We start from the raw sequence: 22,739 nt of genomic DNA, 5'->3' as shown, positions 1-22,739 counted from the left end.
AACCATACAGAAAAGTTAATGAATTTTTAAGGAAAGGAGATTATGTTGGCGCGGTAACTGTTTTTAATCGAGAAATCACATGCGCACTAAATATACAAGCCTGCAAATCGGCATCCACTGGCTGGTGTTTCTGTTAATCATCGTCGCCTACTGCGCCATGGAGTTCAGAGGTTTCTTCCCGCGCACCGCGCGCCCGACGATCAACATGATCCACGTCTCATGCGGGATCAGTATCCTGGTGCTGATGGTGACGCGTCTGCTGGTTCGCCTGAAATTCCGTGCACCGCCGATTCAACCGAAGCCAAAAGCGATGGTGACGGGGATGTCTCATCTGGGGCATCTGGTGGTGTATCTGCTGTTTATTGCGCTGCCGCTGATTGGCATTGTGATGATGTATAACCGGGGCAGCGACTGGTTTGCTTTTGGCCTGGCGATGCCGCATGCGGCGGAGTCCAATTTTGACCTGGTAGATATGCTGAAAGAGTGGCACGAGACGCTGGCAAATCTGGGCTATTTTGTGATTGGCCTGCACGCCGCGGCGGCGCTGATGCACCACTATTTCTGGAAAGATAATACCCTTCTGCGCATGATGCCGAAAAAGCGTTCGTAGTCTTTAACGCTTGCCGGGTGGCGGCTATGCCTTACCCGGCCTACGATGCAATTCCAGAATCGTAGGCCGGGAGCGCTACGCGTCACCCGGCTTGTTTTTTAACCCAACAGAGCACGCTCTTCAGCCGTTAACGCCAGCGTCTGCGTTGACCCCGTTTCCGACGACGTCACTGCCGCTTCCAGCACGGCCATCACCGCCAATGCCTCAACAGGGTGGACAGGATTGGCGATTTCCCCGCGTAGCGCATTACGCACGTTGATGTAGTACTGACGCTGATCGCCTTTCGGGGCAGGGATCGTCTGCGATGCGCCGTCAGCGCCAAAGAACACCATGCTGTCGCTGTCTTCGCCCCAGGCCTCACTGCCGGGGATCACCCCGGAGAGCAGCTGTGCTTCCTGCTGATCGATTCTGGCCTTCACCACGCTGCCCTTGTCCCCGTGGACGGCAAAGCGCGCCGTACCGCCCGCCACCAGCATGCTGGCGTGCAGAATCACCTTATGCTCCGGGTAGTTTAAGACCACGTGCGCCCAGTCGTTGATTTCTGCACCGTCGCGCAGCGTCGCGATATTCCCCTGAACCGACTGCGGCAGGCCAAAGAGCTGCAGCGTCTGGTCGATAAGATGAGGACCCAGGTCAAACCATAAGCCACTTCCGGGGACGTTCTGCTCGCGCCAGCGCACGCGCACTTCCGGGCGGAAGCGGTCGATATGCGACTCCAGGTGTTTGACCTTGCCGAGCGTGCCCTGCTCAATAACCTGCTTAATGCCGAGGAAATCGCTGTCCCAGCGGCGGTTGTGGAAGACGGAGAGCAGACGCTGCTTTTCCTCCGCCAGCGCAATCAGGTCGCGGGCTTCCTGCATGTCGAGGGTGAAAGGCTTATCCACCACGACATGCTTGCCGGCGTTCAGAGCCAGCGTCGCCAGCGGGGCGTGCGTGGCGTTGGGGGAGGCAATCACCACCAGATCAACATCCGGATGCTGAATAGCCTCTTCAGGGGTGGCGACCACCTCTACGTCCGGCAGATCGCGTTTAACCTTCTCTTCATCACGAGAAGAGACCACGGCCAGCTTAAGCCCATCCACAGACTGGATTAACGGGGCATGGAAGGTTTTGCCCACAAATCCATACCCGATCAGCGCAATGTTAATTGTTCGAACTGTACTCATGAACTTCTCCACGTTAATTCGCGCACACCGTGACCTGCAATGCGCCAGGGTCCCCAAGCTCAGGCCAGGGACGATCTAAAAAGAGTTGTTGAATGTTGGATAACCCGGAAACCAGATACGGCTCGCAGCGGTTGACTTTCAGGTGGTCGGCAACAATCCAGTGCGCATGGCTTGCGTCAAGCATCGCGCGCTTAACCTCGGCATCCGCTTCTTTACCGGCGCTCAAACCGAGTTCGGCATGAATGGCGCACGCCCCGAGGATGGCGATATCTGCCCGATAACGGGACAGCAACGACAACGTGGCGCTTCCGGCAAACAGGCGCTGCTGGTGGTCCCATTTCCCCCCGAGCAGGATCAGTTCAACGTCTTCCCGGTCGCTAAAATGCTGGGCGATATCCAGCGACGTGGTTATGACGGTGAGCGGCCCGCGAAGAAAGGAGGCGACAGCCATCAGCGTGCTGCCCGCATCCAGAAACAGGGTAGAACCCGCAGGGACCTGCAGGGCGACCTGTTTTCCGAGGCGCTGTTTGGTTTCCGGCAGCAGCGTATTGCGGCCATGACGGTTCATGGCGGAGAGATTCAGCGCGATGGCTCCGCCGTGGTTCTTCTGCGCCAGGCCCTGGTTCTCCAGGTCGGTCAGATCCCGACGGATGGTATCGGCTGAAACCTGCAGCTTTTCTGCCAGTTCGGTGATGCTGGCCTGGCCTTGCTCGCTCAGGATATCCAGAACGTGGCGCTGTCGTGCAGTTTTGTGCATCGGTTACATTCCTGCAAAATATCGCAATAGTTTGCATAATACAGCATTTTAACGCAGAGAGAAGGGCAACGTGGTTTTGATGTCGGGGAGTGAGGTGATGATTCAGATGCGTGATTATTAAAATTTTATTAAACAGGTATAAGCAAGCCGTTTTGAATGTTAATCATAATGTTATTGTTATGTTTTATTTAACGGTTTGGATTATGTAACCAGTGCAACACCATTGTCTGGAGTTAAGTTTCGACAAAATAGATATTTATAGATATTAATTGCTTTAATTAGTTTTTTAATAGCGATAAATCCCAATTCATCCTGTTTGGCTACTTAAATTGACACTTCTTTGAAAATCTTTGTGTCTGACCCGCGCGGAAATTAACGCAAAAATGTGCAGGGAGCAAATTAAGAATTTTCCTTAAATAACAGACGGTTTATATGTTTCATCTGAAAGGTCATTTTAAGACTTTTGTCCAGAAACCCCATCTTTTTTCTTAATTGTAACACCGCATTAACATTGTGGGTGTAGTGGCCTATAACACATTTTGTTATGCTGCTAACCACTTTAGGAAATAAGTAAATTCTTAATTAAATAAGACGCAGGCAGATCTCATCTCCAGGGGGAAATGGGTATGGGGAGTTTTACCTAAAATTCGGCAAGGATGCTAAAAAAGATATTTGTCTAATTATCTATACCTCTTTTTGGGTAATTGCTTCAGTGTCACTCAGAGTCAGGGAGATAAAATGACGATATTACGAAAGCCAATGTTACGCCGATTTACAGCAGCGCTGGCATTCATTTCATTAGCCATAAATACGGCGTACGCCAATAGTAATCAGGTGGGTATTGCCCCGGTTGCCAGGACCACCTTAAAAGAAAGTATTCTTTTTGCTATCGATCGCGATCCGTCTATTAGTCAGCAGGCCGCGCAGCTCGGTATTGGTCAGGCACAAATAGATGAAGCGCGCAGCGGCTGGATGCCGCAAATATCGCTGAACGGGAGCACGGGCCATAGCCAGACCACCGATTCCAGCGGGTCGCTGAAGAATTCAGCCGCCTGGGGACTGAGCCTGACGCAGCTGATCTATGATTTTGGCAAGACCAATAACAGCATCAGCCAGTCTTCCGCCCAGCGCGATAGCTATCGCTACCAGCTGATGAGCACGCTCTCTGACGTGGCGGAAAAAACGGCGCTGAGCTATGTCGAGGTCAAACGCTATGCCGATCTGCTGCAGGCAGCAAAGGAGAACGTTCAGGCCCTGAAAAATGTTGAGCAGCTGGCAAAGCTGCGCGCCGACGCGGGCGTGAGCTCGACCTCCGATGAGCTCCAGACCCGCACGCGTATTGCCGGTATGCAGGCAACGGTCGCGCAGTATCAGGCCGCCTTAAACAGCGCCCGCGCAAGGCTTGCGGTATTAACCGGCATGCAGGCAGAAAACTATTCGCCTGTACCCGCAAACCTCGCGGTTGAACCTGATTCGCTCAACCGCATTGATTATTCGCTGATACCGGCGGTCATGGCCGCGCAAAACATGGAGCGCTCTGCCCAGTATGGCGTGGAGACGGCGAAGTCCCAGCACTGGCCGACCCTAAGCCTGAAGGGCGGACGTACCCGTTACGAGTCGGACAACCGTTCGTACTGGGACGACCAGATCCAACTCAACATTGACGCACCGCTTTATCAGGGCGGCGCGGTCTCTGCACGCGTGCGGCAGGCTGAAGGCGCGCGGGCGATGGCCTCCTCTCAGGTCGATCAGGCGCGTTTCGACGTCCTGCAAAAAGCCTCCGTCGCGCAGGCGGACTGGACCGGCGCGCGGGGAAGAATGGAGGCCGGGAAACAGCAGCTGGAAAATGCGCTGCGCGCCCGTGATGTTTATAAAAATGAGTACACCCTGAGCAAGCGGAGCATTAACGATCTGCTCAGCGTTGAGCAGGATGTCTGGCAGGCCACCTCGGCGAAAATAATCGCTGAGTATGATGGCTGGAGTTCAGCAATTAATTATGCTTCCGCGGTTGATAATTTAATGCCGCTTATTGGAATAGAGAAAAACGCTGCCGCAAAACTACCCGATTTGAGTTAAAAAAAGACGCGTATTGTCGCGCAAAATAAGTCTGAAAATAATGGGTGTTTTTTCCCAGGGATAGCTACATCCGTCTGGTGGACATATCCACAGGAATCCGCACACCTGCAAGGAGAGAAATATGAGTAACATAAAGGTTGTTGATGTCATCATTCGCAAAACGGCGGAGAAAACGAAATTAACCGGCGAAGGAAATTTGTCGGTCTCTATTTCCTCCCCGAGCGTGATTGAAATCCAGGGTTCTGCTCAGGATGTGGTGCGATATGTCCGCCAGGGTAAAGACCTCCTCATTTATATGAAAGATGGCAGCGTGATTCGCTGCAATAACTATTTTGTTGAAGATCCTGATACGCACAACCAGTCAGAGCTGGTGTTCAACGATCGTCAGGAACTGACGCATATTTCTTTTGCCGATACCGGGGAAGCGTCAGGCGTGGCGGTGACCGAGCTAACCGCGCAGGCCACACCGATTAGCAGCATTCAACCTTTCCTCGAGCAGGGTAGCGTCTTAAGCGACGCCCCGTGGGGCTGGATTGCGGGAGCTGCATTAGGCGGCGGTGCCATCGGGGCGCTGCTGGCAAACGGCGGCGACGGCGAGACTAAAACAAAAGTTATTGATAATACGAAAGAGGTGGAAAGCGCCACGCCAACCTTCCTGCTGTCGGATAAAGCGGGCGACAAGCAGGGCGTGCTGACAGCAAACGCGATCACGGACGACAACACGCCAACCTTTAGCGGCACCGGCCAGCCGGGCGCGACCATCCAGATCAAAGACAGCAGCGGCAGCACCATCGCCAGCGCCATGGTCGGTAAAGAGGGCACCTGGACGGTAAAATTACCGACCCAGACGGACGGGGAACACACCTGGTCGGTGGTGCAGATCGACGGCAGTAAAACCACCGATGCGGGCAACATTACCGTAACGGTCTCGACCGCCGAGGCTGCCATTACGCTGGCCACCACAGCGGGCGACAACGTGCTTAACGCCAGCGAGCAATCCGCGGGCTTTACGCTCTCCGGTGCCAGCAAGAATCTGGCGCAGGGTACCGCACTCACCGTGACGCTGAACGGTAAAACCTATACGACGGAAGTGGGGGCTGACGGGACGTGGAGTGTTAACGTGCCCGCGGCTGACGCGCAGGCGTCGGGCGATGGCACCTGGACGGTCAACGTCAGCGGCAAAGACGCGGCGGGTAACACCGTGAGCGGCAGCCAGACAATCGGCGTGGATAGCGTCGCGCCAACCCTCTCTGTCGATACCCTCGCGCAGGACAACATCATTAATGCCGCCGAGCACAGCCAGCCGCTGACGCTGACCGGCAAAACGACTGCGGAAGCCGGTCAGATCGTCACGGTCACGCTGAACGGTAAAAACTACAACGCCACGGTGGGCAGCGACGGTACCTGGTCCGTCACGCTTGCTGCGGACGACGTGCAGGCGCTCAACGAGGGTAATCACACCCTGACGGTGAACGTCAGCGACAAAGCGGGCAACGGTTCGTCTGTCACCGCAGATTTCACGGTGGATACCACCGCGCCGGTGGTCACCATCGATACCGTGGCGGGCGACGACATACTGAACACCAGCGAACAGGGCCAGGCGCAGATTATTTCCGGGCAGACGAGCGGCGCGTCGGCAGGCGATGTGGTCACCGTGACCGTTGGCGGCCAGTCCTTCACCGGCGTGGTGCTGGCGGACGGCAGCTGGAGCGTGGGCGTTCCGGCATCCGTGCTGGGCGCGCTGGGTGAAGGCAACCACACGATTTCAGTATCCGTGACCGACGCGGCGGGCAACACCGGCAGCGCCACGCACGGCATTACGCTGAGCGGCAACCCGCCAGAATTTACGATTGACGCCATTAGCCAGGACAACGTGCTGAATGCCCAGGAGGCGATGCAGCCGCTGAGCCTGACCGGTACCAGCAACCTGCCTGACGGCAGCGCCATTACCGTGACGCTGAACAACGTCAGCTATCAGGCCACCGTTGAAAACGGCATCTGGGCGGTCCAGGTGCCGGTTTCCGACGTGCTGAATCTGGCGAACACCCTCTACACCGTCAGCGTCAGCGGCACTGACAGCGTGGGTAACAGCGGCTCTGCCGGGGCGACGCTGCTGGTGGATACCGTGCTGCCGCAGGTGGTCATCAACACCTTTGCGGGCGACAACCTGGTCAATAACGCCGAAGCGGGTGTCGATCAAACCCTCAGCGGTCGCGTTACCGGCGCGGCGGCGGGCGATACCGTTTCTGTCACCGTGGGCGGCAAGAGCTACACCGCCACGGTGGGCAGCGATCTGACCTGGAGCGTGAAAATCCCGTCAGCGGATCTTAAGGCGTTCGGCGACGGCGATTTAACCTTCACCGCGTCGGTGACCAATTCGCACGGCAATACCGGTACCGGCGAGCGCGATATCAACATCAACGCACAGCTGCCGGGCCTGCGTGTGAACACCATTTCCGGCGACGACGTGGTCAACGCCATCGAACAGCAGCAGGATCTGACCGTCACCGGCGCCAGCACCCACCTGGCCGCGGGCACGCCGATCGTCGTCACCATCAACAACGTCGAATATAACGCCGTGGTTACCGCCAGCGGCGGCTGGAGCATTGGCGTTCCTGCTGCGGACCTGCAGGCCTGGACCGCGGGAGAGGTGACGGTTAGCGTCAGCGCAAAAGATGCCTGGGGCAATACCGTTGCGGCTGAACACCCGATTGAACTCGATCTCAACGCCGTGGCGGTCACCATTGATACCGTCTCCGGCGATGACCTGCTGAATGCGGCAGAAAAAGGTGCCGATTTAACTCTCTCCGGAAAGACGCAGGGCGTGGAGGCGGGGCAGACCGTGGTGGTGAAATTCGCCGACCAGACCTTTACCGCCCAGGTGCAGCAGGATGGCTCCTGGAGCCTGACCGTGCCCGCCAGCGCCATGGAAACCCTGATCGACGGGCGGGCGCAGGTGAGCGTCAGCGTCACGAACGTCAACGGTAACAGTGCCGACGCGTCGCGCGTGGTCACGGTGGATACGCTGCCGCCGGCGATTACCCTCGATAACCTCACCAGCGATAACATCATCAATGCGGCAGAGGCGCAGCAGGATTTAGCCTTAAGCGGCACCAGTACTGCGGAGCCGGGCCAGACGGTCACCGTGACGCTGAACGGCAAAACGTATCAGACCACGGTCCAGACGGACGGAACCTGGCAGCTGATCGTACCGGCGGCTGACGTCGGTGCCCTCAACGATGGCATCGTGACCGTGACGGCCACCGTAAGCGACGTGGCGGGCAACAGCAGCAGCGCCGACCGCGTTGGGCTGGTGGACGCGACTGTGCCGCAGGTGACCATCAACCACTTCGTCACCGACACCAATACCGTTAACCAGCTCGCCCATGCACAGGCGCAGATCCTGAGCGGCTCCGTCACCGGGGCGGCAGCGGGCGATCGGGTGACTATCACTATTAACAGCGTCGATTACACCACCGTGGTGGATGCGGCGGGGAACTGGAGCCTTGGCCTGCCCGCGTCTGTCGTGCAGGGGCTGACGGACGGCACCTGGACCATCGACGTCTCCGTGACCGACCGATCCGGCAATACCGGAAGCAGTTCACTGGATGTGGTGGTGAATACCGTGACGCCTGTCATCGGTGTCAACACGCTGGCGGCGGACGACGTGATCAACGCGGCAGAGAAAGGCGAAGATCTGCAGATTTCCGGCACCAGCAACCAGCCGGAAGGCACGACCATTACGGTGACCCTGAACGGCATTCACTACACGGCTACCGCTGACGCGAGCGGAAACTGGAGCGTAACCGTTCCGGCGGCAAACGTCTCGGCGCTGGGCGAAGCGAATTACACCGTGACGGCGAACGTCACCGATAGCGTCGGCAACAGCGCTTCAACCTCGCACGACGTGCTGGTGGACAGCTCGCTGCCGGTAGTAACGATCGACACGCTGGCGGGCGACAATATCGTTAACGCGGCGGAAGTGGCGGCAGGGCAAACCCTGACCGGTAAGGTGACAAATGCGGCGCCAGGTGACACTGTCACGATTACCCTGGGCGGCCAGACCTTTACTGCCACCGTACAGGACGATCTCACCTGGAGCCTGCCGTTAACCCAGAGCCAGTTGACCGCGCTGGGCAACGGCGATCTCACCGTATCGGCCAGCGTCACCAACGCACACGGCAATACCGGTTCTACTTCGCTCGACTTCACCATCAACGCCCAGCTTCCGGGGCTGCGTATTGATACGGTCGCGGGCGACGACGTGATCAACGTGATTGAGCACGCTCAGAACCTGATAGTGTCCGGCACCAGCACCGATCTGGCGGCGGGCAGCGCCGTCACCGTGACCATCAACGGAAAAGCGTATTCCGCAACGGTGCTGGCGGACGGCACCTGGCAGGCGGCGGTACCGGCGGCGGACGTGTCCCAGTGGGCAGATGGCTCGCTGGATATCAAGGCAAGCGCGCAGGATGCCTCCGGCAACCCGGTGGCTATCGGGACCGTCGTGGACGTCGATCTCGCGCCGGTTGCCATCACCATCAGCAGCGTGACCGACGACAACGTCCTTAACGCGGCGGAAAAAGGCCAGGATCTGGTGCTGTCCGGCACGTCATCTAACGTTGAAGCGGGCCAGACCGTCACCATTACCTTCGCAGGAAAAACGTACACCGCGACGGTGGATGCCAACGGCGACTGGACCTGGACCGTTCCGGCTGCCGATCTGAGCGGCCTGAAAGACGGCGACGCCAGCGTGCAGGTCAGCGTCACCAACGTGAACGGCAACGCCGCGTCTTCGGCGCAGGCATTCAGCGTCGACACCACCGCGCCGACGGTGACCATCAACACCATCAGCGGCGATAACATGCTGAATGCGGCAGAGGCAGCGCAGGATCTGACCCTGAGCGGGACCTCTACTGCCGAAGCGGGCCAGACGGTCACCGTGACCTTTAACGGCAATCAGTACACTGCGCAGGTGCAGGCGGACGGCAGCTGGACGCTCGACGTGCCTGCGGCGGATCTGGCAGGCATCACCGACGGCAACGCGGCGGTCACGGCGACCGTGTCCGATAAAGCAGGTAACCCGGCCAGCGCGGGCTCCTCGGTGCTGGTGGACACCACCGTACCGCAGATTAGCTTCAACATCGTCGCGGGCGACGACATCGTGAATATTGCCGAGCACGGCCAGGCGCTGATCGTCTCCGGTAAGGTGACGGGCGCGCAGGCGGGCGACGTGATTACCGTGACCCTGAACGGTAAAGATTACACCGCCATGCTGGACGCGTCCGGCAGCTGGAGCGTGGGCGTTCCGGCGGCGGACGTGGGCGCGCTGGTCAACGGCGACCAGACGATCTCCGCGACCCTCACCGACAAAGCCGGTAACAGCGCCACTGCGACGCACGAATTTGACGTCTCCCTGACCGCGCCGGTGGTCGCCATCAATACCCTGGCGGCTGACGACGTGATCAATGCGGCCGAGAAAGGTCAGGATCTGCAGGTGTCCGGCACCAGCAACCAGCCGGAAGGAACCGCCATTACGGTGACCCTGAACGGGATTAACTATACGGCCACCACCGACGCGAGCGGGAACTGGAGCGTGACCGTTCCGGCGGCACACGTCTCGGCGCTGGGCGAAGCGAGCTACGCCGTGACGGCGAGCGTAACTGACGCCGCGGGCAACAGCGCGAGCACCGGCCACAGCGTGCTGGTTGACAGCGCGCTGCCGCAGGTCACCATCAATCCGGTCGCGACGGACGACGTGATTAACGCGGCGGAAGTGGCTGCCGGACAGACCCTGAGCGGGAAAGTGAGCGGTGCGGCGAGCGGTGACACTGTCACTATTACCCTCGGCGGCAATACGTATACCGCGACGGTTCAGGACGATCTGAGCTGGTCGGTCAACGTGCCGTCCTCGGTCTTAACCGCCATCGGTAACGGCGATCTGACGGTGTCAGCCAGCGTCACTAACGGCCACGGCAACACCGGCACCGGCGAGCGCGACATCACCATTGATGCCAACCTGCCGGGCCTGCGCGTCGATACCGTGGCGGGCGACGATGTGATCAATAGCATTGAACACGCTCAAAATCTGATTATCACCGGTTCCAGCGACGGTCTGGCAACGGGCGCGGCGCTGACCGTCACCGTCAACGGCAAAACCTACGCGGCCACCGTACTGGCGGACGGCACCTGGACGGCGGCCATTCCGGCGGCCGACGTCAGCGCGCTCGGCGCGGGCACGGTTACCGTGAAGGTTGAAGGTCATAGCGCGGCGGGCAACCCGGTTTCCATCAGCCATGACGTGAAGGTGGATCTGGCGACAGTCGCCATCAGCATTAACCCGATTGCCTCTGACGACGTGATTAACGCGGCGGAGAAAGGCGCGGACCTGGTGCTGTCCGGCTCCACCACCAACGTGGAAGAAAACCAGACCGTCACCATCACCTTCGGCGGCAAGTCGTACACCGCGACCGTGGATGCCAGCGGCAACTGGACGGCGACCGTACCGTCTGCCGATTTGGGCAGCCTGAAGGACGGCGATGCCAGCGTGCAGGTGAGCGTCACCAACGTGAACGGCAACAGCGCGTCGGCGGGCCGCGAGTACAGCGTGGACGCGACCGCGCCGACGGTGTCTATTGAAATCATCAGCGACAACAACATCATCAATGCGGCCGAAGCGCAGCAGGATCTGGTCGTTAATGGTGTAACCAACGCCGAAGCGGGCCAGACCGTCACCGTGACCCTGAACGGCGTGGACTACACCACCACCGTGCAGGCAAACGGCAGCTGGAGCGTGACCGTGCCTTCCGTGGATCTGAACGGTATTACCGACGGGAACTACACCGTTAGTGCCGCCGTATCGGACAAGGCGGGCAACCCGGCCTCCGCGGATCGCGACGTGGTGGTCGATACCACCGTCCCGCAGCTGACCATTCACACCGTGTCCGACGACAACGTGATCAACAGCGCCGAGCACGTGCAGGCATTGATTGTCACGGGCTCCGTGACCGGCGCGGCGGCGGGCGACGTGGTCACCGTCACCCTCAACGGCAAATCGTACACCGCCACCCTGGATGCCTCCGGCAACTGGAGCGTGGGCGTGCCTGCGGCAGACGTTACCGCGCTGGCCGCCGGGGATTACACTATTACCGCGGCGCTGACCGATAAAGCGGGCAACAGCAACAGCGCCACGCACGGTGTGGCGGTGAACCTGACCGCGCCGGGGCTGACCATTGACACCGTTTCCGGTGACGATGTGATCAACAGCACCGAGAAAACCCAGGATCTGACGATCTCCGGTACGGCGTCCGGCCTGGCGGCAGGCGCGGTAGTGACCGTGATGTTGAACGGCAAAGCGTACAGCGCGATGGTCGACAGCAACGGGAAATGGACCACCACCGTTCCGGCGGATCAGGTCGGCGCGTTGGGTGAAGCGTTGTACACCGTTACCGCATCGGCAACGGACAGCGTCGGCAACAGCACCAGCACGTCGCACACCGTGAACGTGGAATCCGTTCTGCCGGGCGTGATTATCAACACCATTGCAGGTGACGACGTCATTAACGCGGCGGAGCTGGCAGCCGGCCAGACCATCAGCGGTAAGGTGGTGAATGCCGAAGCGGGCAACACCGTGACCGTGACCATTGGCGGCAACCGCTACACCGCAACGGTGCAGAACGATCTCACCTGGTCCGTCGATGTGCCTGAATCTGTGCTGACGGCGCTGGGCAACGGCGATTTGACGGTGACCGCCAGCGTGACCAACGGCGTCGGCAACAGCGGATCCGCTGAGCGCGATATCACGATCGACGCTAACCTGCCGGGCCTGCGCGTGGATACCATGGCGGGCGACGACGTGATCAACAGCATCGAGCACGGGCAGAATCTGATTGTGACCGGATCCAGCGATGGCCTGACCGCAGGTACCACCTTGACCGTCACCGTAAACGGCAAAACCTACCCGGCCACCGTGCTGGCCGACGGCACCTGGCGTGCGGCCATCCCGGCTGCGGATGTGGGTGCCCTGGCAGCAGGTACGGTCACCGTGACCGTTGCAGGCCAGAGCAGCGCCGGTAACTCGGTTTCCATCAGCCACGATGTGACGGTAGATCTGGCGACCGTTGCCATCAGCATCGATGCGATTGCTTCAGACGACGTGATTAACGCCGCCGAGAAGGGCGCGGATCTGGTGCTCTCCGGGGCGACCTCGAACGTTGAGGAAAACCAGACCGTTACCATCACCTTCGGCGGCAAGAGCTACACCGCGACCGTCGGCGCCGACGGCAAATGGACGGCCACGGTGCCAGCCGCCGACCTGGCGGGTCTGAAAGACGGCGACGCCAGCGTGCAGGTGAGCGTCACCAACGTGAACGGCAACAGCGCCTCGGCGGGACGTGAGTACAGCGTGGATGCCACCGCGCCGACCGTCACGATTAACACCCTGGCGACGGATGATATTCTGAACGCCGCCGAAGCGAAGAGCGATCTGACGGTTTCCGGTACCAGCACCGCCGAAGCGGGCCAGACGGTCACCGTGTCGCTGAACGGCAAAGACTACACCACCACCGTCAGCGCAGACGGCAGCTGGACGCTGAACGTTCCGGCGGCCGATCTGGCAGGATTAACCGACGGCAGCGTCACCGTGACCGCATCGGTCAGCGACAAGGCGGGTAACCCGGCCTCCGTGGACCACAACCTGACGGTGGATGTGACCGTTCCTGCGGTCACTATCAACACCATCGCGGGTGACGATGTGATTAACGTGGCTGAACACAGCCAGGCACACGTTATCAGCGGCACCGCTACCGGCGCGGCCGCGGGCGATAAGGTGACCGTCACCATCGGCGGTCAGACCTACACCACCGTGCTGGACGCGGCGGGGAACTGGAGCGTGGGCGTCCCGGCGAGCGTGATTTCCGGCCTCAGCGACGGTACCGTGACCGTCACGGCGTCCGTCACCGACGCGGCGGGCAACACCGGCACCGGCAGCCATAACGTGACCGTCGATACCGGTCTGCCATCGGTCAGCTTCAACGCCATCAGCGACGATAACGTGCTGAACGCGGTGGAAAAAGGTCAGGATCTGAGCGTGAGCGGCACCAGCGCCAACCTGGCGGAAGGCACCGTGGTGACCGTGACCCTGAACGGCAAAAACTACACGGCGACGACGGCGGCAGACGGTACCTGGAGCCTGACGGTTCCGGCGGCGGATCTGGCCGGTCTGGGTCAGGCCAACTACACCCTGAACGCGACCGCCACCAACGGCGTGGGCAACGGCGTCAGCAACACCGCGAACCTGCTGGTGGACACCGCGCTGCCGACCGTCACCATCAACACCGTGGCGGGCGATAACGTCATTAATGCGGCGGAAGTGGCCGCAGGCCAGACCCTGAGCGGCACCGTGGCGAATGCCGAAGCGGGCAACACCGTGACCGTGACCATTGGCGGCAACCGCTACACCGCAACGGTGCAGAACGATCTGACCTGGTCCGTCAACGTGCCGTCTGACGTGCTGACGGCGCTGGGTAACGGCAGCCTGAGCGTGACGGCGACCGTTACCAACGGCCACGGTAACACCGGGACCGGCGAGCGCGAGATCGCTATCGACGCTAACCTGCCGGGTCTGCGCGTCGATACCGTGGCGGGCGACAACGTGGTCAACAGCATCGAACATACTCAAAACCTGATCGTCAGCGGATCCAGCGACGGGCTGGCACCAGGTACGGCCCTGACCGTCACCATCAACGGTAAAGACTATGCGGCCACGGTGCTGGCGGACGGCAGCTGGAGCGCGGCTGTTCCATCAGCGGAAGTGAGCGCGTGGCCGGAAGGTACCGTCAAAATCAGCGTTACCGGCGACAGCTCAGCGGGTAACCCGATTACCATCAGCCACGATGTGACGGTAGATCTGGCGACCGTTGCCATCAGCATCAATCCGATTGCGACCGACGACGTGATTAACGCGGCGGAGAAAGGGGCGGATCTGGTGCTGTCAGGCGCGACCACCAACGTGGAAGCCGGGCAGACCGTGACCATCAGCCTGAACGGCAAAATCTATAGTGCGACAGTAGACGACAGCGGCAACTGGACCTGGACCGTACCGTCTGCGGATCTGGCTGGCCTGAAGGACGGCGATGCCAGCGTGCAGGTGAGCGTCACCAACGTGAACGGCAACAGCGCCTCGGCGGGCCGCGAGTACAGCGTGGATGCGACCGCGCCGAGCGTGACCATCAACACTCTGGCGACGGACGACATTCTGAATGCCGCTGAAGCGAAGAGCGAACTGACCGTGTCCGGCACCAGCACCGCCGAAGCGGGCCAGACGGTCACCGTGTCGCTGAACGGCAAAGACTACACCACCACCGTCAGCGCGGACGGCAGCTGGACGCTGAACGTTCCGGCGTCCGATGTTGCGGCCCTGACGGACGGCAGCGTGACCGTGACCGCATCGGTCAGCGACAAGGCGGGTAACCCGGCGTCGGTTGATCACACTCTGACGGTGGATGTGACCGTTCCGGCGGTGACCATCAACACCGTGGCGGGCGACGATGTCATTAACCTCGCAGAACACAGCCAGGCGCATATCATCAGCGGCACCGCCACCGGCGCGGCCGCGGGCGATAAGGTGACCGTCACCATCGGCGGTCAGACGTACACCACCGTGCTGGACGCGGCGGGCAACTGGAGCGTGGGCGTCCCGGCGAGCGTGATTTCCGGCCTCAGCGACGGCAGCGTGACCGTCAGGGCATCGGTTACCGACGCGGCGGGCAATACCGGCACCGGCACGCATAACGTGACCGTCGATACCGGTCTGCCTTCGGTCAGCTTCAACGCCATCAGCGATGACAACGTGCTGAACGCGGTAGAGAAGGGTCAGGATCTGCGCGTCAGCGGCACCAGCGCCAACCTGGCAGAAGGCACCGTGGTGGCCGTGACCCTCAACGGCAAAAACTACACGGCCACGACGGCGGCAGACGGTACCTGGAGCCTGACCGTTCCGGCGGCGGATCTGGCGGGTCTGGGCGAAGCGAATTACACCCTGAGCGCGACCGCCACCAACGGCGTGGGCAACAGCGTGAGCAACACCGCGAACCTGCTGGTGGATACCGCGCTGCCAACCGTCACCATCAACACCGTGGCGGGCGATAACGTCATCAACGCGGCGGAAGTGGCTGCGGGCCAGACCCTCAGCGGCAAGGTCGCGAACGCGGAGGCGGGCAATACCGTCACTGTGACCATTGGCGGCAACACCTACACCGCAACAGTGCAGAGCGATCTGACCTGGTCCGTGAACGTGCCGGAATCCGTCCTGACGGCGCTGGGCAACGGCGACCTGACGGTGTCTGCGACTGTGACCAACGGCCACGGCAACACGGGAACGGGCGAGCGCGAAATCGTTATAGACGCCAGCCTGCCGGGCCTGCGCGTCGATACGGTAGCGGGCGACGATGTGATCAACAGCATCGAACATACTCAAAACCTGATCGTCTCCGGCACCAGCGACGGGCTGGCGGCAGGCACAACGCTCACCGTGACCGTCAATGGCAAAACCTATGCGGCCTCCGTGCTGGCAGACGGTTCCTGGAGCGCGGCGATCCCGGCGGCAGACGTCGCGGCCTTCGCAGCAGGTACGGTCACCGTGACCGTTGCAGGCCAGAGCGCGGCGGGCAACCCGGTGACCATCAGCCATGACGTGACCGTCGATCTGGCGGCGGTGGCTATCAGCATCGATGCGATTGCCACCGACGACGTGATTAACGCGGCGGAGAAAGGCGCGGATCTGGTGCTCTCCGGCAGCACCTCGAACGTGGAGGAAAACCAGACCGTTACCGTTACCTTCGGCGGCAAGACGTACACCGCGAAGGTGGATGCTGACGGTCACTGGACGGCCACCGTGCCTTCCGCCGATCTCGCGGGCCTGAAGGACGGTGACGCCAGCGTGCAGGTGAGCGTCACCAACGCGCACGGCAACAGCGCCACGGCGGGCCGCGAGTACAGCGTGGACGCGACTGCGCCAACCGTGACCATTGATACGGTTGCAGGCGATAACGTGATTAACGGCAGCGAAGCGGCTGCGGGCGTGGCTATCTCCGGCACCACCACGGCGGAAGCCGGGCAGACGGTCACCGTGACGCTGGGCGGGAAGAGCTATACCGCGCAGGTGCAGCAGGGCGGCGTCTGGAGCGTGAACGTGCCGGGCAGCGATCTGACCGCACTGGCGGATAACGGCTACACCGTGCAGGTGAGCGTGAGCGACGCCGCGGGTAACCCGGGCAGCGCGGGCAAGACGATTGCGCTTGACACCACGCCGCCGACCGTCAGCTTTAACGTGGTGGCGGGCGATGACGTGATTAACAGCGTGGAGCACGGCCAGGCGCAGATCGTCAGCGGGTCGGCAACCGGCGCGAACGTCGGTGATAAAGTGGTTATCACCCTCGGTTCGCACCAGTACACCACCACCGTTGACGCCAGCGGCAACTGGAGCGTGGGCGTTCCGGCCAGCGTGATTTCCGCGCTGACCGACGGCACCGTGACCCTCAGCGCGACCATTACCGACAGCGCGGGTAACAGCAGCACCCAGACCCATGACGTGGTGGTCAACACCGCCTCCGTGGCGCTGACGGTGAACACCGTTAGCGGTGACGACGTCATCAACGCGGCTGAAGCCGGTTCGTCACTGGTGATTAACGGTTCCAGCGCGCAGTTCGCCAGCGGGACCCAGGTCACCGTGACCCTGAACGGCAAGACCTATACGGCTACGATCCAGAGCGACGGCACCTGGACGACCACCGTACCGGCCGCCGACGTGGGTGCTCTGGCCGATGGCGCACGCTATCAGGTATCGGTGTCGGCACAGGACAGCGCGGGCAACAGCGCGTCGGCAACGCACGGCATCAGCGTGGATACCACTGCGCCGGTGGTGAGCATCGGGACGCTGTCGGTTGACGACATGCTGAACGCCTCGGAAGCGCAGCAGCCGCTGACCGTGCACGGATCTTCCAGCGCGGAGGCGGGGCAGACCGTTACCGTGACGCTGGGAGGAAAAACCTACACTGCGCTTGTCGGCAGTGACGGCACCTGGACGCTCGACGTGCCGGCAGCCGACCTGGCCGCCCTGAGCCAGGGCGCGCTGACGGTCACCGCCTCGGTCAACGACAAAGCCGGTAACAGCGGCCAGACCGCGCACACCTTAACGGTGGATACCGTTGCGCCAACCGTGACCATCAGCACCGTGGCCGATGACGATATCGTCAACAACGCGGAGCAGCTGGCGGGCCAGACCATCCGCGGCACCACCACGGCGGAACAGGGCCAGACGGTGACCGTCTCCTTCAACGGGCATAGCTATCAGGCGACCGTCGGGGCGGACGGATCGTGGTCGGTCTTCGTACCGGGCCGTGATTTCCTCGGCCTGAGCGACGGGGAGTACACCATCACCGCGTCGGTAAGCGACAGGGCGGGCAACCCGGGCAGCGCAACGCACGACGTGACGCTGAACGGCGATGTCCCAACCATCACCATTAACACCTTTGCGCAGGACGACATCGTCAACGCCGCCGAGCACGGCACGCCGCTGGTCGTCAGCGGTACCACCGACGCCCCGGCGGGCCAGACGGTGACCCTCACGCTGAACGGCAAAACCTATGCGGCTACCGTTCAGAATGACGGCACCTGGAGCTACACGGTCAGCAGCGCTGACGTGGCCGCGCTGGCAGACGGCGGTTCTTACGTCATTAACGCGCAGGTGAGCAACACCATCGGCAACAGCGCCAGCGATAACCATACCGTCACGGTGGATCTCACCGCGCCGTCGATGGGGATCAGCATTGATTCGCTGCAAAACGACACCGGCCTGAGCGCAACGGATTTCATCACTAACGACAGCCAGGTCGTCGTCAACGGCTCGCTGACCGCGCAGCTCGGCAATAACGAGAAGGCGCAGATCAGCCTCGACGGCGGCGTCACCTGGATCGATCTGACCGTGACCGGCACCGCCTGGCGCTACGCCGATGGCCGCACCCTGACGGACGGGACGTATCAGTACCAGGTCCGCGTGATTGATAACGCGGGCAACGTGGGGGCCACGGACAGCCAGGACGTGGTGATTGATCTGACGAAGCCTGCGGCAACCACCATTACCGTGGATTCCATTACGCAGGATACCGGCCTGTCCGGCAGCGACTTTATCACCAGCGACAACCAGATCAGCCTCAAAGGCACGCTCGGCGCGGCGCTGGGCAGCGGCGACCACGCGCAGATCAGCCTGGACGGCGGCGTCACCTGGATCGACGTCAGCGTCAGCGGCCTGAGCTGGACGTACGTCGATGGGCGCAAGCTGGCCGACGGGGATTACAACTACCAGCTGCGCGTGATTGACGATGCGGGCAACATCAGCGCCACCGCCTCTCAGGTGGTGACCATTGATACGGTTGCACCGGACGCCAGCAAAACGATCGCCATCGACAGCATCAGCGACGATACCGGCCTGAGCAGCAGCGACTTTATCACTCGCGACACGTCCCTGACGCTGCACGGCTCGCTCGGCGCGACGCTGGCCGACGGCGAATACGCCCAGATCAGCATCGACGGCGGCGTCACCTGGCAGAACGTGATCGTCACCGGCAACAGCTGGTACTACGTCGATAGCCGCACGCTGGGTAACCAGACCTATGACTACTACGTTCGCGTGGTGGATGCCGCCGGTAACGTGGGAGCCAGCGCCCATCAGCAGGTGACCGTCGATACGATTGCTCCGGATGCGGCGATCACGGTGTCGGTGGATAACATCACCGTGGATACCGGCTTCGACAATAACGACTTCCTGACCAGTTCGACCTCGTACACCCTGCACGGAACGCTCGGCGCTGAACTCGGCGTGGGCGACTACGTGCAGGTGAGCATGGACGGCGGCACGACCTGGGTGTACGCCACCGTCAGCGGCACCCAGTGGAGCTACAGCGATACGCGTACCCTGACCGACGGCAGCCATAACTATCAGGTGCGGGTGGTTGACCAGGCGGGGAACGTCGGGGCCACCACCTCGCAGGCGGTGACGGTGGACACGCAGGCGCCGCAGTACGGCGTTACCATCGACAGCATCAGCGACGATACCGGCCAGTCCGGGAGTGATTTCATCACCATGGACACCACGCTGACCATCAACGGTTCGCTGGGCAGCGCGCTGGCAAACGACGAGCGCGTACAGATCAGCCTGGACGGTGGGAATACCTGGCTCGATACCACGGTCACCAACCAGCGCTGGAGCTACACCGATACCCGCGATCTGCCTGATGGAGACTACACCTACCAGGTGCGGATTATCGACCAGGCGGGCAACGTGGGTTCCACCGCGTCTCAGGTCGTCACGGTAGACACCACGCCGCCGACCACGGTTGGCACGGTCGTGAGCTACACCGACGGCGAAGGCGAGCGTCAGGGCACCTTTGGCAGCGCGGTGGCAACGGACGATAACTCGCCGCTGATCAACGGGACGCTTAACCGTGCCCCGGACGACGGCGAGATCGTGCAGCTTTACCGTGACGGGGTTCTGCTCGGCCAGGTGACCATGAACGGCAGCGCAAGCTGGTCCTTCCAGGACAACGGCCTGAGCGACGGGAATCACACCTACATCGTGCGCGTCACCGACAGGGCCGGAAACTACACGGAATCGGACGGCTTTGTGCTGAACGTCGATACCAGCATTCCGACCACAACGGCGGCGATTACCGCGCAGACCACGTCGGATACCACGCCGATCGTCAGCGGTACCGTCTCCGCTGACCTGGTGAACGGTGAATACCTGGTGGTGACGGTGAACGGCAAAACCTACACCTCCCAGACGGGCGGTGCGGTGGTGGTCGACCCGGATCACAACACCTGGTATCTGCAGATCCCGGACGGCGATGCGCTGAGCGTGGCGAGCTACAGCGTGACCGCGCAGGTGAAGAGCAGCGCGGGTAACGGCAATACCACCGGTACGGCGACCGGCAGCCTGGTGATTGATACCACCTCGGTGAACACCGACTGGGCAACCACGGCGGGGAACAGCAACAACTCCACCATGACCCTCGGCATGAACAGCAGCGGTCTGTGGAATATCATCGCTAACGGCCAGTCTTACTCCAGCAGCGATAGCTCGACCTATGCCGGCAATACGCTGACCAACACCCGTAACTACTACGTGGTGAGCCAGACTGCCGCCGACTTTGACCGTAACGGCACGCAGGATGTTTTCGCCACGGAGACCACCTACTCAGGATCCACGCAGGTGATGTGGACCTACGATGGCAGCACCTATAACGCCAGCCAGCTGGCAATGGGCACCACCATCTGGTTCGGCGGCGTGATTGCCTACGATAAAACCGGGGATGGGTATCTGGATCTGGCGTACGGTGACTCCGGCGCGGACTCCATTACCTATCTGATCAACAACAACGGGGTACTCTCGCCTGACGGCACCTACGGCGGCGCGGGATTCTGGGGACAGTTCACCACCATGCGTGAAATCTCCGGCGTCGATATTAACAATGACGGCACCGTGGATGTGGTTCAGCACACCAACCGCAGCGGCGCGTACTCGTTAACCGTGATCAACAACAACGGCAACGGCACGCTCTCCATCGGTCAGAACCTGACGAACGTGTTTGTGCCCAACGCCTCGAATACCACCACGGCGGCGTCCATGACGTGGGCGGACTTCAACGGCGATGGCTACATGGATCTGTACCTGGGCAGCAGCTACAACAACAACGGCGGGGTGATCTACTACAACGACGGTACCGGGAAGCTCTCGGCCACCAAGAGCGCGGTGGAGGCCTCTAACGCAGCGGCGGGCTATCTGTCGGTGGCGGTGGACTGGAACGGCGACGGGCAGATGGACATCGTCAAGCTCAGCACCTACGGCGGCTCGCAGACGGCGACGCTGTTCACCAACAACGGCTACGGCTCCACCTGGACCGCCAGCCAGCTGGCGTCCGGCATTGCTTACGCCACCGGCGTGGCGGCAGTGGACTACAACTGGGACGGTGCGCAGGACCTGCTGGTCTCTCAGCAGAACGGCAAGGTGGTGCTGGTACAAAACAGCAAAACCATTGCTGACGGCACCGCGATGCATCTGCACATTGTTGACAGCGAGGGCATTAACGCCTACTACGGCAATACGGTCAATCTGTACAACGCCGCGGGCGTGCTGGTGGCCTCGCAGATCATCAACGCCCAGTCCGGTATCGGGTCGAACGATACGTCCGCGCTGGTGAGCTTCTACGGGCTGGATCCGAATGAAACCTATTCGGCCGAGATCCTGAAGATCACCAACGGCGTGTCGGATAACGTCACCTGGAGCGGTCTGGAGGCGGGCAACGGCAAAGAGGGCTACGTCCTGACGGCCGAAGCGGCCACCGGCGGCCACAGCGGAACCATTACCGGAACCGGGTATAACGACACCTTTATCGCCGAAAATGGCACGTATACCTACAACGGTTCCGGCGGCTGGACTACCCATTCCGACCATGACACCTGGAGCAACACCGGCGGGATGGACGTGGTGGATTACCGCAATGCGACCTCTGGCGTGACCGTTGACCTGCGCCTCTCAACCGCGCAGGACACCGGCTTCGGCACCACGCGTCTGCTGAACATTGAAGGGATTAACGGCTCGGATTACGACGACGTCATCACCGGCAACAGCGGTGATAACCGGTTCGAAGGTCGCGGCGGAAACGACACCTTCAACATCGGCAGCGGCGGCCACGATACGCTGCTCTGCAATCTGATCAACGCTTCGGATGCCACGGGCGGTAACGGTCACGACGTGGTGAACGGCTTTACGGTCGGCACCTGGGAAGGGACGGCGGACACGGATCGTATTGACCTGCGCGATCTGCTTTCCGGCAGCGGCTATACCGGCACGGGCTCGGCGAGCTACGTGAACGGCGTGGCCACGCTGGACAGCGGCGCGGGGAATATCAGCGATTACATCCGCGTGGTGCAGAACGGCAGCAATACCGAGATCCAGGTTGACCTGGACGGTACCGGCGGTCAGTTCTCGCCAACCACCCTGGTGACGCTGAACGGCGTGCAGACGGATCTGGCGACGCTGCTGGCGAACCATCAACTGTTAATTGCGTAAAAC

5 protein-coding genes are annotated in these 22,739 nt (G+C 61.2%); 3 read left to right on the top strand and 2 right to left on the bottom strand.

Translation table 11 applies throughout. The features are described 5' to 3' along the window. The first annotated feature begins 79 nt into the window (after positions 1–79). Entirely contained in the window at positions 80–610 is a 531-nt protein-coding gene (cybB, locus tag ACOTXI_RS08930) for a cytochrome b561 (RefSeq protein ID WP_021242559.1), read from the top strand. A gap of 98 nt (positions 611–708) precedes the next feature. Here the strand turns inward: cybB and ACOTXI_RS08925 are convergent, their stop codons facing one another. Both ACOTXI_RS08925 and ACOTXI_RS08920 read right to left on the bottom strand, forming a co-directional pair. Then, complete coding sequence (locus ACOTXI_RS08925) at positions 709–1,776, bottom strand: oxidoreductase (RefSeq protein ID WP_103786767.1); 1,068 nt, start codon at positions 1,774–1,776, stop codon at positions 709–711. 13 nt (positions 1,777–1,789) lie between these two features. Then, complete coding sequence (locus tag ACOTXI_RS08920) at positions 1,790–2,533, bottom strand: DeoR/GlpR family DNA-binding transcription regulator (RefSeq protein ID WP_058653744.1); 744 nt, start codon at positions 2,531–2,533, stop codon at positions 1,790–1,792. Between the two features lie 738 nt (positions 2,534–3,271). Between ACOTXI_RS08920 and ACOTXI_RS08915 the strand changes: the two genes are divergently transcribed. Together ACOTXI_RS08915 and ACOTXI_RS08910 are read left to right on the top strand one after the other, a co-directional pair. Next, positions 3,272–4,609 carry a TolC family outer membrane protein gene (locus tag ACOTXI_RS08915; protein ID WP_008502300.1) on the top strand — a complete coding sequence of 446 codons (1,338 nt, stop codon included), beginning with the start codon at positions 3,272–3,274 and terminating at the stop codon, positions 4,607–4,609. Between the two features lie 121 nt (positions 4,610–4,730). Beyond that, positions 4,731–22,736 (top strand): Ig-like domain-containing protein, encoded by an 18,006-nt coding sequence (locus tag ACOTXI_RS08910; protein WP_058653743.1) that lies wholly within the window; start codon positions 4,731–4,733, stop codon positions 22,734–22,736. Positions 22,737–22,739 lie beyond the last annotated feature (3 nt).

This window comes from Enterobacter cloacae complex sp. BZL2005 (assembly GCF_049238885.1).
Taxonomy (GTDB): domain Bacteria; phylum Pseudomonadota; class Gammaproteobacteria; order Enterobacterales; family Enterobacteriaceae; genus Enterobacter; species Enterobacter roggenkampii.
The sequence above is the reverse complement of the archived record's forward strand: the minus strand, read 5'-3'. Positions and strand labels throughout refer to the sequence as shown.